12 protein-coding genes are annotated in these 13572 nt (G+C 28.2%); 4 read left to right on the plus strand and 8 right to left on the minus strand.

Annotated features, from left to right (window positions below):
- Window positions 1-34 precede the first annotated feature (34 nt).
- The 3 genes from PB7211_RS05420 to PB7211_RS05430 all read right to left on the minus strand — a co-directional run bounded on the left by PB7211_RS05420 (window position 35) and on the right by PB7211_RS05430 (window position 3036).
- The gene (locus PB7211_RS05420; protein WP_008545740.1) at window positions 35-1069 is read right to left on the minus strand and encodes a substrate-binding domain-containing protein; all 1035 of its coding nucleotides are present in this window, start codon (window positions 1067-1069) and stop codon (window positions 35-37) included.
- Window positions 1070-1175: 106 nt separating this feature from the next.
- Window positions 1176-1742, minus strand: a complete 567-nt coding sequence (locus PB7211_RS05425) for a hypothetical protein (RefSeq protein WP_008544140.1) — start codon at window positions 1740-1742, stop codon at window positions 1176-1178.
- A gap of 145 nt (window positions 1743-1887) precedes the next feature.
- Entirely contained in the window at window positions 1888-3036 is a 1149-nt protein-coding gene (locus PB7211_RS05430; protein ID WP_008545596.1) for a sensor histidine kinase, read from the minus strand.
- 71 nt (window positions 3037-3107) lie between these two features.
- Here PB7211_RS05430 and PB7211_RS05435 point away from each other — a divergent pair, with 71 nt between their 5' ends.
- Both PB7211_RS05435 and PB7211_RS05440 read left to right on the plus strand, forming a co-directional pair.
- On the plus strand, window positions 3108-3935 hold the full coding sequence (locus tag PB7211_RS05435) for a GNAT family N-acetyltransferase (protein WP_008544874.1): 828 nt from the start codon (window positions 3108-3110) through the stop codon (window positions 3933-3935).
- On the plus strand, window positions 3935-4672 hold the full coding sequence (locus PB7211_RS05440; RefSeq protein WP_008545920.1) for a 1-acyl-sn-glycerol-3-phosphate acyltransferase: 738 nt from the start codon (window positions 3935-3937) through the stop codon (window positions 4670-4672). The genes PB7211_RS05435 and PB7211_RS05440 overlap by 1 nt, the downstream gene beginning before the upstream one ends.
- Here PB7211_RS05440 and PB7211_RS05445 read toward each other — a convergent pair.
- Window positions 4665-5669, minus strand: coding sequence for a glycosyltransferase family 4 protein (locus PB7211_RS05445; RefSeq protein WP_008545403.1), 1005 nt, complete (start codon window positions 5667-5669; stop codon window positions 4665-4667). The two genes, PB7211_RS05440 and PB7211_RS05445, sit on opposite strands and share 8 nt — an antisense overlap.
- A gap of 2 nt (window positions 5670-5671) precedes the next feature.
- Window positions 5672-6505: a UDP-2,3-diacylglucosamine diphosphatase gene (locus PB7211_RS05450; RefSeq protein WP_008545437.1), complete on the minus strand. Its 834-nt coding sequence runs from the start codon at window positions 6503-6505 to the stop codon at window positions 5672-5674.
- Between the two features lie 84 nt (window positions 6506-6589).
- On the opposite strand from PB7211_RS05450, the gene PB7211_RS05455 reads away from it, so the two are divergent.
- Complete coding sequence (locus PB7211_RS05455) at window positions 6590-7480, plus strand: diacylglycerol/lipid kinase family protein (protein WP_008545197.1); 891 nt, start codon at window positions 6590-6592, stop codon at window positions 7478-7480.
- 69 nt (window positions 7481-7549) lie between these two features.
- On the plus strand, window positions 7550-7759 hold the full coding sequence (locus PB7211_RS05460) for a hypothetical protein (RefSeq protein WP_008545900.1): 210 nt from the start codon (window positions 7550-7552) through the stop codon (window positions 7757-7759).
- Window positions 7760-7932: 173 nt separating this feature from the next.
- Here PB7211_RS05460 and PB7211_RS05465 read toward each other — a convergent pair whose 3' ends face one another.
- Genes PB7211_RS05465 through PB7211_RS05475 form a run of 3 tightly spaced genes read right to left on the minus strand, consistent with a single transcriptional unit; the run spans window position 7933 to window position 13483 of the window.
- Complete coding sequence (locus PB7211_RS05465) at window positions 7933-9138, minus strand: sugar phosphate nucleotidyltransferase (RefSeq protein ID WP_008544304.1); 1206 nt, start codon at window positions 9136-9138, stop codon at window positions 7933-7935.
- Entirely contained in the window at window positions 9138-10856 is a 1719-nt protein-coding gene (gene ilvD / locus PB7211_RS05470; protein WP_008544948.1) for a dihydroxy-acid dehydratase, read from the minus strand. The genes PB7211_RS05465 and ilvD overlap by 1 nt, the downstream gene beginning before the upstream one ends.
- Entirely contained in the window at window positions 10856-13483 is a 2628-nt protein-coding gene (locus PB7211_RS05475) for a valine--tRNA ligase (protein WP_008545540.1), read from the minus strand. Before PB7211_RS05475 ends, ilvD begins: the two co-directional genes overlap by 1 nt.
- Window positions 13484-13572: the final 89 nt, after the last annotated feature.

Here is a 13572-nt window from a genome sequence, read left to right on the forward strand (position 1 = left end):
AAAGGGCCTTTTTAAATTTGTTAACAAATCAAAATTACTCGCTCATTGCTACAAGATCCATAGCGTTATCTCTTGTAGTTCTGTACATTGCTTTATCCAATGGTACTAAACCAATGTCAGCTAAGTAACCTCTTTTTCCAATTGTTCCAGTTTTTGTAAATTCTTTTACAAATTCATGTAAACCTGGAATTACACCTACGTGAGCTTTTTTCACATAGAAGAATAAAGGTCTTGCTACTGCATAGCTATAATCTTGAATAGATTCTAATGAAGGTTGTCCACCATCAATACTAGCTGCTTGTAGTTTATCTTTTGCCGCTAAGTAGTAACTGAAACCAAAGAAACCAAACATATCTTTGTCTTCAACAAGTTTTTGAATGATTAAGCTATCATTTTCTCCAACTTCAATTGCTAAACCGTCTTCTCTGTATAGTTTTTGAGGTTTTTTATATTTTTTGTTTCCTGCTGCATAACCAGCTTTGTAAAGAGCCTTTGCTTCTTTAGTCATACCTTTTTTCATTACTAAAGAGTTCCAAGCATCTCTTGTTCCAGAAGTTCCTGGAGGAATCATTACTTTAATTGGCTTATTTGGTAAGCTTGAATCGATCTCATTCCAGTTTTTGTAAATGTTATCAACTAATTTACCATCAACAACTGTATGTTTAGCAAGTGCTAAATATAAATGTTCTTTTGTAAAGTTAACTGGCTCTGCATCTAAACTGTAAGCTAATGTTATACCGTCATTACCAATAATAATTTCTACAATATCAGTAATACCATTTTTTGCACAAAGAGCTTTTTCTTTATCTTTCATAGCTCTTGAAGCGTTAGTGATATCTGGGTGAGCTTCACCTACACCTGCGCAAAATAATTTAGCTCCACCACCTGTTCCAGTTGACTCGATGATAGGAGTTTTAAATCCTTTTTTACCGAATCTTTCAGCAACTACTGTTGCATATGGGAATACAGTTGAAGAACCAACGATTGTAATTTGATCTCTTGCTTGCGATGTAACAGTGCTTAATGTTAGCACTAAAAACGAAGCAAGGATAATAGTTAGTTTTTTCATTGATATTTCCTTTCGTAATTAAATTTAATCAACGAGTCGGTTATTAGATTTGAATGTGGATATTAATATTACAAATATGTTACAGTTTTGTTAAAAACCTAACTTTTTAGTTGAAATTTTTAGTGACAACAATGGCGTCAAATTCGTCAGCTAAACTACCTTTACAATGTATTGGACTAACACCTTCTCTAAAGGCGAGTTCGTTAGATGGTCTTAAAGTCACTTCTAGTTGTATCATGGAAACTAATTCTTTGATTTTTTTTTGTTCATATTTCCAAGAAGGCCAACTTGTTGGTGTAGAAAATGTTGAAACTACATAAGACGAGGCTCTTGAAAAATTATAATTGCTCTCGTTTTGATTTCTTAAAAGATGATCTCTTACAGAAAAAAAAATATTCTTACATCTGTACATATCTGAAAAATAGTTTGTTTTTGTTAATGTTTCGCTCATTGGTACAGACACAATTAAATCAATTGTATTTCTCCAAAGTGATGAAACCACATCAGTATAAACATCAGAAATTTCAATTTCTTTATCAGGAAAATGCTTTTGAACTTGTGGTATCGTTGATTTCATATCCTCTTGTAATCTAAAAATACCAATATCAAATACAGTTAATTGCTGATTTCTTAAAATTGTGGAAATATCTGATGATATACTTTTAGTAATCATCGACATCAAAGAAAATATAATAATGGAAATGTAATTTAATATCTTAACCATAATAAAAATTTAAATAAACTGTAGTTTTATTCAATAAAAGATTTGTTAAATATTTGGTCAATAAAGGTTAATTTTAAACAACTTTTTTAATTAGTTATTTTGTTGGAAGATAAATTTTAATTTCAGTGCCATCATTAATTTTACTTAGAATCTCATAATCTCCCCTATGTTGAGCAATTATATGTTTCATTATAGCTAAACCTAATCCTGTACCACCAACTTTTTTACTTTTTTCTGTGTCAACCCTAAAAAATCTTTCAGTTATCCTTGAAATTAAATCTTGAGGAATACCTATGCCTTCATCTTTAATATTAATTAACATATTTTTTTCAATTAATTTACCTTCACTATTTTGACTTTTGACATAAATATTTTTTCCATCATTAGAGTATTTAATTGCATTATCTATTAAATTTGAAAAAACAGTTAACAATTTATCATAATCACCAAACACTAAAGTTGGTTCCATAAGCTCAATATGTAAATTAATTTTCTTTTTTTTTAGAATTAATTCAAAGTTGCTCTTAATATTTGTAAAAATATCATTTAAGTTCACAATTTTATTTGGCTTAATATGTTCCTCTAATTCTATTCTACTTAAAATCAATAAATCATTAATAAGGTTTTCCATTCTAAAAACCTGATCAGACATAATCTTCATAAACTTTTTTTGTGCAACTTTATCATCTGAGGCTGGTCCTAGAATAGTTTCTAAAGAACCTTTAATTGAAACCAAAGGAGTTCTTAGCTCGTGACTAACATTAGCAACAAAATCAGTTTTTAATTTTTGTGCTTTAGTTATTTCTGTAAAATCTTTAAGAAATAAAACAACAGAATCTGTCTCTGGAAATAAATGAGTAGGACCAGGAATAATATAAATTTTGTACAATTGATATGATGGTAAATTAATTTCAACATTCACATATTTTGTTACCTGATCTTTAATAGCTTCATCAATTGTTTCTAATAATTTTGTATCTCTTATTACACTTGATATATTTTTATCAATTAAATTTTCACCAAAACGTTGTTTTGCACTTTTGTTTAAATATTTGATTAAATTATATTTATCTAAAGCAAAAAATTGATCTTCCAATTCCTCAATTATTACACGTTTACCTAAATCGTCTTTGTTTGTTTTATTGATAGTGGGAGCAGTATTTATTGGTTTAATATTTTTTTTAATTAAGAGGTAAAATAGTACGATTATTATAATTAACAGAAAATAAATAATAAAATCCATACTATTTTAATGTAACAAATTTGAAATAATTTTTTAACTTTAAATACATGTGAATCTTTTATCAAAGTTTCATGACAATAAACAATATATTAAGAAAAAATAATATTACTAAAAAGTTTAATATTAATACTCATGATTTTTTTAAACCTGTTTTTGATGTTAAGCTAGCTGAAAGCAGAAGTGAGATCAAACTTGCTCAAAAACTTAGATACAAAGTTTTTTTTTCAGAAAGGATACACAATCCTATATTAAATATTGGAAATTTTAGGAGGGATTCTGATAAATTTGATAATTATGCAGATCATATAATTGTTAAATTTAGAAAAAATAAATTTTCAAAAACTAAAGTAATTGGCACCTATCGTTTACTAAAACAATCTGTAGCAGAAAAAAAATCAGGTTTTTACAGTTGCGATGAATTTAATCTAGACAATCTATTAAATTCAAAAATTTATAACAACATGCTTGAATTAAGTCGGTCATGTATATCTCAAAAATTTAGAAACAAAAATGTGCTAAAATTAATGTGGAATGAAATATATCGGTATATTAATAAAAATAATATAGATGCTTTATTTGGTACAGCTAGTTTTTTAGACACCAATATTAATAAGATTGAGGATCAATTAATTTATCTAAATAATAACCACAAAATGTCAGATAATATTAAAGTAAATGCATTAGCAAATTATAAAGTCAAAGTTGATTATAAAAAACAAATTGACATAAATCTTAAATTGGTTTCAAAGCTGCCAACCCTAATTAAAGCTTATTTAAAATTTAATGCATCAATTGGAGAAGGTGCAGTTGTTGACAAAAAGTTTAAAACAACCGATGTATTTGTTTTTTTACCTATTGAAGAAATTAACAAAGATTATGTTAATAAAATTATAGACTAATGGAAAAAATTATTAATAAAATATCCAAAGTCGATGAAATCAAATCTTTGTATAAAAATAATTATGAAGATTTAAAAAAGTCATCGAATTTTTGGAAAAAAACATTAGATATCTTAAATATAGATTACTACGCAGAACATATAACCAATATTCCAAAAACAGGTTCGGCAATAGTTGTTGCTAACCATCCTTTTGGATTATTAGATGGATTAATAATTTGTTCTATAATTTGTGATATCAGAAAAGATTATAAAATTTTAATTAATGAAGAGGTATCACAAATTGATCAAATAAGAGAATATTTGTTACCAATAAAATTTTCTACAGTTACAGCAGATATTAAAAAAAACATAATTACTAAAAAAAAAGCAATTGAACATTTAAATTCAAATGGAATTTTAATTACTTTTCCTTCGGGTGAAGTTGCTACTTCTTCATTAATTTTTAATGAGGCCAATGAAAGAGAATGGAAGCCTTTAATAGGCTCTATAATTAACAAAACAAAAGCAGATATTATTCCTGTTCGTTTTTTTGGTAAGAATAGTTTATTTTTTCACACAATGGGTTTTATAAACAATAATTTAAGAAAAGTTTTATTTATTAGGGAGCTTTTTAATAAAAAAAATAAAAAATTTAACCTAAGTATTGGAAAAAGAATTACTTTGCTTCAAAAAGAAAAACTAAGTAACAGGCAAATAGTTGGGAAACTTAGATCAATTGTATTAAATATTAATTAGGTGATATATTGTTATAAAATATCCTTGCTGTTTCTTCCCAACTATATTTTTTAGCAAATTCTAGACAATCTTCTCGATTTACTTTTAGTGCCTTAAGTGCGGAGGTTTTAAGGTCTTGATCTAATGTATCTATTTTAGAACCACCTAATATATCTTTAGGACCAGGAACTGGATAAGCTGCAACAGGTGTTCCACAACTTAAAGACTCCAAAACCACAATACCAAAAGTATCGGTTTTGCTAGGGAATACAAAAACGTCTGATGATGCAAAATGAGATGCTAATTCTCCATTAGTTTTTTCACCTAAAAAATAATCATTTGGATATTTTTTTTTCAATTTATTTAAGTTAGGACCTTTTCCAATTATAACTTTAGTGCCTTCGAGATCTAGATCTAAAAATGCTTTAATATTTTTTTCAACTGCAACTCTACCGACGTATATCCATATGGGTCTTTTATAAGGTAAATCTCTTTTAACTGGATTTTTAAATGCACCATGATTACCTCCCCTAGTCCATGTAACCATTTTATTATTATCAACACCTAATGCAATTAGCTCTTCTCGCATAGATTCTGTTGTTACTAAAATTCTTTCAGCTTTATTGTGGAAGTTACATAAAAATTTTTCTGACCATTTTGCTGGAATGATAGGCATATAAAGTTTAATGTATTTATCAAATCTTGTATGAAAACTTGTTGTAAACTTTAAGCCCTTTTTAATACAATGCCTTCTTGCCATAAAACCAAGAGGTCCCTCTGTTGCAATATGTATTGCATCAGGTTTAATTGAATTAATTAAATTACTTACACGTGGCCAAACATTTAATGATAATCTAATTTCATTATATTTAGGCATAGGCACAGTAAGAAATTGTTGAGGAGTAATATATTCAATTGTGTGACCTTGAGATTTAAGAATTTCACCAGTTTCATGGAGAGTTCGAACTACACCATTCACTTGTGGATAATATGCATCTGTTACGATTAAAATTTTCACGCTTAAGAAGCTCGCTTTAAATCTTCTACGTTATCTTTTTTAATTATTTCCTTTTTCTCTTTATCATCTGTTACGAATTCTTTCCTAACATTATCCCAATAAATAATTTCAAATGTTCCATCATATTTCTCTGCTAAAGCAGTGCAGGACTCTACCCAGTCTCCACAGTTTAAATAATTAATTCCATCAAAATTTTGATCTTCCGCATGATGAATATGTCCACAAATTATACCATCATATTTTTTTCTTTTTGCATAATCTGATACTGTTCTTTCATATTCACCTATATATTTAACTGCATTTTTAACTTTATATTTTAAAAATTTTGCTAGAGACCAGTAACTTTTTCCTCTTAATTTTCTGAAGAAATTTATAACAATATTTAATCTAAGTAATAGTTCGTATGCAATTGATCCTAACTTAGATAACCATTTTGCATATTTCATTACACCATCCCAAGCATCACCATGGACTACAAGATATTTTTTTCCAAGCTGAGTTTCGTGAATAACCCTGTTAACAATATTAATATCTCCAAAATGCATTGGTATAAATTTTCTAAAAACCTCGTCGTGATTTCCAACTATATAAAATACTTTAGTACCGTGTCTTGCTTTTCTTAAAATTTTTTGGATTACGTCATTGTGTGGTTGAGGCCAATAAAACGTTTTCTGCATAGCCCACACATCAATAATATCTCCTACAAGATATAAATTTTCTGACCTTGAAAATTTAAAAAACTCTAGCAATTTATCAGCTTGACACCCTTTAGTGCCTAGATGGACATCGGATATAAATAAACTTTTGTAAGTTATTAAAGATTTTTTTGATTCCATATTTTCTTGTTTAAATAAGCAATTCTATTATAACTAGAATCATTAATTTTAATTCTACATCTTTATGTTACAATTTTATTAAATATGAAATTTTGCCTAATATATAATAAGAAATCAGCAGGTGGAAGAAAGTCAAAATTTATCAAAAAAGTACTTGAAGAAATATCGAATCACCACAAAGTTGATTTGTTTGAAACATCAAGTGAGTCTGAAGCCTCTGAAATTATAAAAAACTTTGAGATAAATAAATACGATAGATTGTTAGTTGCAGGTGGAGATGGTTCTGTTTCTTTTGCAATTAATGAATTAATAAAAAATAATTTTAATCTCCCTGAAAATTTTGCAATTGGATATATTCCAGCTGGTACAGCTAATATTTTGCAAGCAGAATTAGGTATGACCAAAAATGTAAAACATATAGCTAATACGCTTACTTCAGATAATTATGACAAAACATGTTTGGTTAAAATTAATGACAAGCATTTTATTTTAATGGCAGGTATTGGATGGGACGCTCAAATTGTAAATTCGATTGACTCTTATTTAAAGAAAATTCTAGGAAAAGTTATTTTTGGTATAAAAGGTTTCCAAAAATTTTTATCAATGAATAATAAAAAAATTAAAGTGTCGATAGATAAAGAAGATATATTTGCTGATTGGGTGCTTTGCTCAAATAGCAAATACTATGCTGGGCACCATAAAATTACTGATACACATATATTTGATAAAAAATTTACTACCTATATTTTTAAGGATCTCAAAAGATATAAATTACTTTATTATATTTATTTAATAGCTGTATATGGAAATTTGAATAAATCTAAATCTGTGATTACTGTAAATGTAGATGAAATTAAATTTGACGGTTTGGGAAATAATATACCTGTACAAATTGATGGTGATAATTTTGGTGAGCACAAAAAAATAATTATTTCGTCTTCAAAACAAGTATTTAATATCCTAAAAGCAGCTTAAATATTTCATTTACTTAATTTTGATATTTTGCAATAATATATTATTAAACTCATACAATTGGAGGTTGAGATGAAAAAAAAACTTAAAAACTTTGCAAAAAAGAAACAAAAAATTAGTAAATCAATTAATAAGTTCAAAAATAAGATAAATTTAAAAGAAAAAAAATTATCTAAAATTAATATAAAAATTGCAAGTTTAGAAAAAAAAGTTGCTGAAAAAAAAGCAAAAAAAATAGCTAGGAAAAAAGCTAGTGAAAGCCCAGCATCTGTAAATAATTAATATCTAAATTTGTCTTTCTCTCTTCTCAATTATGAAAAGAGAGAAAGTAGTTAATTAACAAAATTTATAAAATTGAGAGAAGAATAATTGGTTATTAAAATATAAATTTTGTGAACAACTCTTAAGTAAATTTAATTACAAAAATATTTATCTAATATTACAATTCAGTTAATTTAACGAACTCTTCCATAAACATCTTGATATCTAACAATATCTGTTTCCTTGAGAATTGATCCTATTTGAGCTTCCATAATTTTTACAGGTTTTTTCCCAGGATTTTGAATTCTATGTATTGATCCTAGCGGTATAAAAATATGTTCATTAGGTTTTTTAATAAAATTATCTTTATTTAGAGTAATCTTTGGGTTTCCTTGAGTAACCAACCAATGTTCAGCTCTATGATGATGCTTTTGTAAACTTAAAATACCTTTTGGTTTTACAATTAATTCTTTAATTAAAAATTCTTTTCCTTCAAATAAGTTAGTGTATCTGCCCCATGGTCTATAAAAAACATTCTTTTTCTTAATATATTTATTTTTGTTCATTCCATACATTTTTAAGATTTCTTTCCAACTACCAAGATCTGACCAAGGGATATCTAATTTAATTGCATTGATTTGTTTTGTCTTTTCTAGAATTGCATAATCGAATGATTTTGCAGTAGCTTTTATAAATGATGCTTTGTTAAGATAATAAATATTAGATTTTAATTTAGCTTTTTTAACTGCGTTAACACAATTTCCATAAATTGTTGGCTGAAGATTTTTAAAATTATTAATTATTGAGTCTTTTCTAATGAAAAACATTCCTGAATTCCAATAACCTTTTTGTTTAATTACTTGTCTAGCTTTAGCTTCTTTTGGTTTTTCAATAAATTTAATTACTTTATTTATGTTTCCTTTAACTTTTTTAGTTACAAAATACCCATATTCACTTGAGGGTGCTGTTGGTTTAATACCAAAGATAAAGATATTTTGATCCGTTAATTTTGATTTATTTTTATTTATTGCTTTATTAAATACACTCATTTTTTCAATTAAATGATCTGCTGAAAAAAACATTAGTGGTTGTTCATTTGGAATATCTTTTATTAAAGCAGTACTTAAAATAGCTGGTGCTGTATTTCTTTTTAAAGGTTCTAAAACAATTTTATAATTTTTAATCTTATTTTTCTTAAGGTGTTGTTGAACTTGTTTTAGATATTTTTTATTAGTACTTATAATCGGTGCATCATAAATTGATGCTTTTGTTCTTTCTAAAGTTTTGTCTAATAAAGTCCATTTACCAAAATCAATAAATTGTTTTGCTTGATGATTTTTAGAATTAGGCCAAAGTCGAGTTCCAGCACCTCCACATAAAATTACTGGACGAATTTTCATTAAATTTCTGAATAATCCTTGACTTCTTTTTTCTTACCTGGATGAGTTGGTGCTCCTAAATAAGCTGGACCAACAGTTTGTGCATATTTCCACAATGTGCCAGATCCAAAGTCTGATTTTCTAGCCTTCCAATTTCTCTTTCTTGAAGCCAATTCTTTTTTAGATAGTCTTACATCGATAGTTCCTTTTTTGGCATCGATATCAATGATATCACCAGTACGTAATAGGCCTATAGGACCCCCTAGAGCGGCCTCAGGGCCTACGTGACCAACACAGAAGCCTCTTGTAGCACCAGAGAACCTACCATCTGTAATAAGAGCTACTTTCTCCCCTTTTCCCTGTCCGTAGATTGCACCTGTTGTTGATAGCATTTCCCTCATACCAGGACCACCTACTGGACCCTCATATCTAATTATGATCACATCACCATCATTATATTTTTTGCTTTGAACTGCTTTCATTGCACTTTCTTCATTATCAAAGCATCTTGCTTTACCAGTAAATTGTAATTTTTTTAATCCTGCAACTTTAACAATTGCACCTTCGGGAGCTAAATTACCTTTTAAGCCAACAACTCCCCCTGTAGGTGATAAAGGATCTTTGTAAGATCTCATCACTTTTTGTTTTGGATTAAATTTAATATTTTTTAAATTTTCTTTCATGGTTTTACCAGTAACAGTCATGCAATCTCCATGAATAAAACCACCTTCATATAAAGTTTTTAAAAGCATTGGCACACCACCTGCTAACCACATATCTTTTGCAACATATTTTCCACCTGGTTTTAAATCTGCAAGATAAGGAGTTCTTTTAAAAATTTTAGCAACATCCATTAAATCAAATTTAATTCCTGCTTCATTTGCAATAGCAGGCAAATGTAATCCTGCATTAGTAGATCCACCAGTTGCAGCAACTATTGTAGCAGCATTCTCTAATGCTTTTTTGGTTACAATGTCTCTTGGTTTAATTCCTTTTTGAAGTAAGTTCATAACTGTCTTACCACTTTCTTTTGCGTATTTATCTCTTTCCTCATAAGGAGCTGGTGTTCCTGCAGAATAAGGAAGTGCTAAACCAATTGCTTCAGATACACATGCCATAGTGTTTGCTGTAAATTGACCACCACAAGCACCAGCACTTGGACAAGCAACTAATTCTAGTTTTCTAAGTTCAACTGCAGACATTTGACCTGATGAATGCTTTCCTACAGCTTCAAATACATCAACAACAGTTACATCTTTACCTTTATATCTCCCTGGAAGAATTGATCCTCCATAAATAAAAACACTTGGAACGTTTAATCTAACCATAGACATCATTAATCCTGGTAATGATTTATCACATCCAGCAATACCGACTAGAGCATCATAACAGTGTCCTCTTACAGTGAGTTCAGCAGAGTCTGCGATCACTTCTCTGGAAATTAAAGAAGATTTCATTCCTTCATGACCCATTGCAATACCATCTGTTACTGTAATTGTACAAAATTCTCTTGGAGTTCCTCCATTAGCTCTCACTCCTTTTTTAACAGATTGAGCCTGCCTCATAAGAGCAATATTACAAGGAGCAGCTTCATTCCAAGTTGATACAACACCTACAAACGGTTTTGCCACATCTTTTTCAGTTTCGCCCATTGCATAATAAAACGATCTATGAGGAGCTCTATCTGCTCCTAACGATGTATGTCTACTTGGAAGTTTCTTCTTGTTAAATTTTGCCATTATATACCTTTTATTGTTACTGATATTTTATCAATATCATTCTTTAAATTATTATAATTAGTTTTTTCTTGTTCAACAATCTCTTTTGGGGCTCTATCTACAAAACTTTTGTTTTTTAATCTTTGAGATATCTTATTCATTTCTTCTTGAATTCTATTTTGTTTATTAGTCAAATTTTCTTTAATAAGTTTTAAATCAACATCTTTATCAAAATAAATCTTAAACAAATCACCTGAGACAACCATTGTTGCAGCTGGTTTATCTATATCATCATTAACAATATTATTTATTCTTCCTAATTTTTTTAGAATAATTTCATTGTTATTGATGAATTTTTTTTGGTTATCATTAATACTTTTAATAGACATGTCTATAAATGAACCAGGACCTACGTTTAATTCGTTCTTAAAAGATCTAATTTCTGAGATAATGCTTATGATATTTTCAACTTGTTCTGTACTAGTATCCTTATTAATTTCACCTGTCGGCCAATTAGCGAACATTAAAAAATCTTTACTTGAATTATCAAATTTGTTTTTGAGCCAAATTTCTTCAGTAACAAAAGGAATAAATGGGTGTAGTAGAATTAAAATTTGCTTGAATATATAACTTGAAACCTTTTTTACCTCTGATTTAGCCTCTTCATTATCTGAAAAAAGTATAGTTTTTGATAATTCTAAATACCAATCACAATAAGAATGCCATGCAAACTGATAAGCATTTTTAGCAGCTTCATCAAATCTGTAATCTTCTAAATTTTTTTCAATCTTTGATTTTGCATCAATTAATTCTGCATAAATCCATTTATTAATATTAATTGATAAATTTGAAATTTTATCAATATTAGTAAAATCACATTCATTTGTGATTAAAAAATTATTAGCATTCCATAATTTGTTTAGAAAATTTCTATATCCTTTAACTCTATCTTCAGAAAGTTTTACATCAGTACCAGGTGATGCCATTGAAAGAAGAGTAAATCTTAATGCATCAGCGCTATATTTTTCTATTAGATCTAAAGGATCAATAACATTTCCTTTAGATTTAGACATTTTCTGACCTTTTTCATCTCTTACTAAAGCATGAACATAAATATCTTTAAAAGGCTCTTTGTTTAAAAATTCTGTCCCAAACATAATCATTCTAGCAACCCAAAAAAATATAATATCAAAACCTGTAACCAAAACTGAAGTTGGATAAAATTTTTCAACATAATCTTTGTTATCTGGCCAACCTAATGTTGCAAAAGGCCAAAGACCAGATGAAAACCAAGTATCTAAAACATCTGGATCTCTGATTAATTCAACATCTTTACCATAATGTTTATTAGCAAGTTCTTTTACTTCTTCTTGATTGTTAGCAACAAAGATTTTCTTATCAGGACCATACCAAGCAGGTATTTGATGACCCCACCAAAGCTGTCTTGAAATACACCATGGTTCTATATTGTTCATCCACTGAAAATATGTTTTAGACCAATTTTCAGGAAAGAAATTTGTCTTTTTAGAATTAACAACTTCTTTTGCTTTAACTGATAATTTTTCAGCATCCACAAACCATTGCTCTGTTAAAAAAGGTTCAATTATAGAATTTGATCTATCACCATATGGAACTTTATTTTTAATATTTTCTTCTTTAACAAAAAAATCATTCTCTTTAAGTTCTTTTAAAATTCTCTTTCTTGCCTCAAATCTATCTAATCCAATATAATCTTTTGGAGCGTTTTCATTAATTTTTCCAGCTTCTGTAAATATATTAATAATCTCAAGATTGTTTCTCTGACCAACATCATAATCATTAAAATCATGTGCTGGTGTGATCTTTAAAGCTCCAGTTCCCTGCTCTGGATCTGCGTAATCATCTTCTATAATTTTAATCTTTCTTCCAACAATTGGTATTGTAACAATTTTACCAATAAAAGATTTGAATCTTTCATCTTTTGGGTTAACAGCAATAGCTGTATCACCCAACATTGTCTCAGGCCGGGTTGTTGCAATAGTTATAAATTCATCAGTTCCATCAATAGGATATCTAATATAGTAAATTTTGGAGTTAACTTCTCTTTGATCTACTTCAAGATCAGAAATTGCTGTTTTTAATACTGTGTCCCAATTTATAAGTTTTTTATCCTTATAAATTAAGTCTTTATTATAAAGATCTACAAAAACTTTAATAACAGATTTTGAAAGGTTCTCATCCATTGTAAAAGCATTTCGTGACCAGTCACAAGAACATCCAAGTTTCTTTAACTGATTGATAATAATGTCGCCATATTGCTCTTTCCATTCCCAAACCTTTTCAATAAATTTTTCTCTTCCAATTTCATTTTTATCTATCTTTTCTGTTGTAAGTTTTCTTTCAACTAAAGCTTGAGTTGCGATACCAGCATGATCAGTACCTGGTTGCCATAGAGTTTCATAATTATTCATTCGATGATATCTAACCAATAGATCTTGAATAGAATTATTCAAAGCATGTCCCATATGAAGACTGCCAGTTACATTGGGTGGTGGTATAACAATCGAAAACTTTTTTGAATTATTTTGAGGTTTAAAAAGTTCATTTTTTTCCCAATAAGAATAAATTTTATCTTCAACATCAGAATGTATATATTTATCGCTACTCATGTATGCTAAAGTTTATAATTTAATAATCTAAATTAACAATAATGAATTTAGATCGTTATTTAATAGACTAATCAGAAATATTTAATATA

It is taken from the genome of Candidatus Pelagibacter sp. HTCC7211 (assembly GCF_000155895.1).
Classification (GTDB): Bacteria; Pseudomonadota; Alphaproteobacteria; order Pelagibacterales; family Pelagibacteraceae; genus Pelagibacter.

Excerpts from the sequence above, each read along its gene's own strand:
- PB7211_RS05435 (WP_008544874.1), top strand. The coding sequence starts at position 3,108 with ATGACAATAAACAATATATTAAGAAAAAATAATATTACTAAAAAGTTT.
- PB7211_RS05460 (WP_008545900.1), top strand. The coding sequence starts at position 7,550 with ATGAAAAAAAAACTTAAAAACTTTGCAAAAAAGAAACAAAAAATTAGT.
- PB7211_RS05450 (WP_008545437.1), bottom strand. The coding sequence starts at position 6,505 with ATGGAATCAAAAAAATCTTTAATAACTTACAAAAGTTTATTTATATCC.
- PB7211_RS05430 (WP_008545596.1), bottom strand. The coding sequence starts at position 3,036 with ATGGATTTTATTATTTATTTTCTGTTAATTATAATAATCGTACTATTT.
- PB7211_RS05425 (WP_008544140.1), bottom strand. The coding sequence starts at position 1,742 with ATGATTACTAAAAGTATATCATCAGATATTTCCACAATTTTAAGAAAT.
- PB7211_RS05475 (WP_008545540.1), bottom strand. The coding sequence starts at position 13,483 with ATGAGTAGCGATAAATATATACATTCTGATGTTGAAGATAAAATTTAT.
- PB7211_RS05440 (WP_008545920.1), top strand. The coding sequence starts at position 3,935 with ATGGAAAAAATTATTAATAAAATATCCAAAGTCGATGAAATCAAATCT.
- PB7211_RS05465 (WP_008544304.1), bottom strand. The coding sequence starts at position 9,138 with ATGAAAATTCGTCCAGTAATTTTATGTGGAGGTGCTGGAACTCGACTT.
- PB7211_RS05420 (WP_008545740.1), bottom strand. The coding sequence starts at position 1,069 with ATGAAAAAACTAACTATTATCCTTGCTTCGTTTTTAGTGCTAACATTA.
- ilvD (WP_008544948.1), bottom strand. The coding sequence starts at position 10,856 with ATGGCAAAATTTAACAAGAAGAAACTTCCAAGTAGACATACATCGTTA.
- PB7211_RS05455 (WP_008545197.1), top strand. The coding sequence starts at position 6,590 with ATGAAATTTTGCCTAATATATAATAAGAAATCAGCAGGTGGAAGAAAG.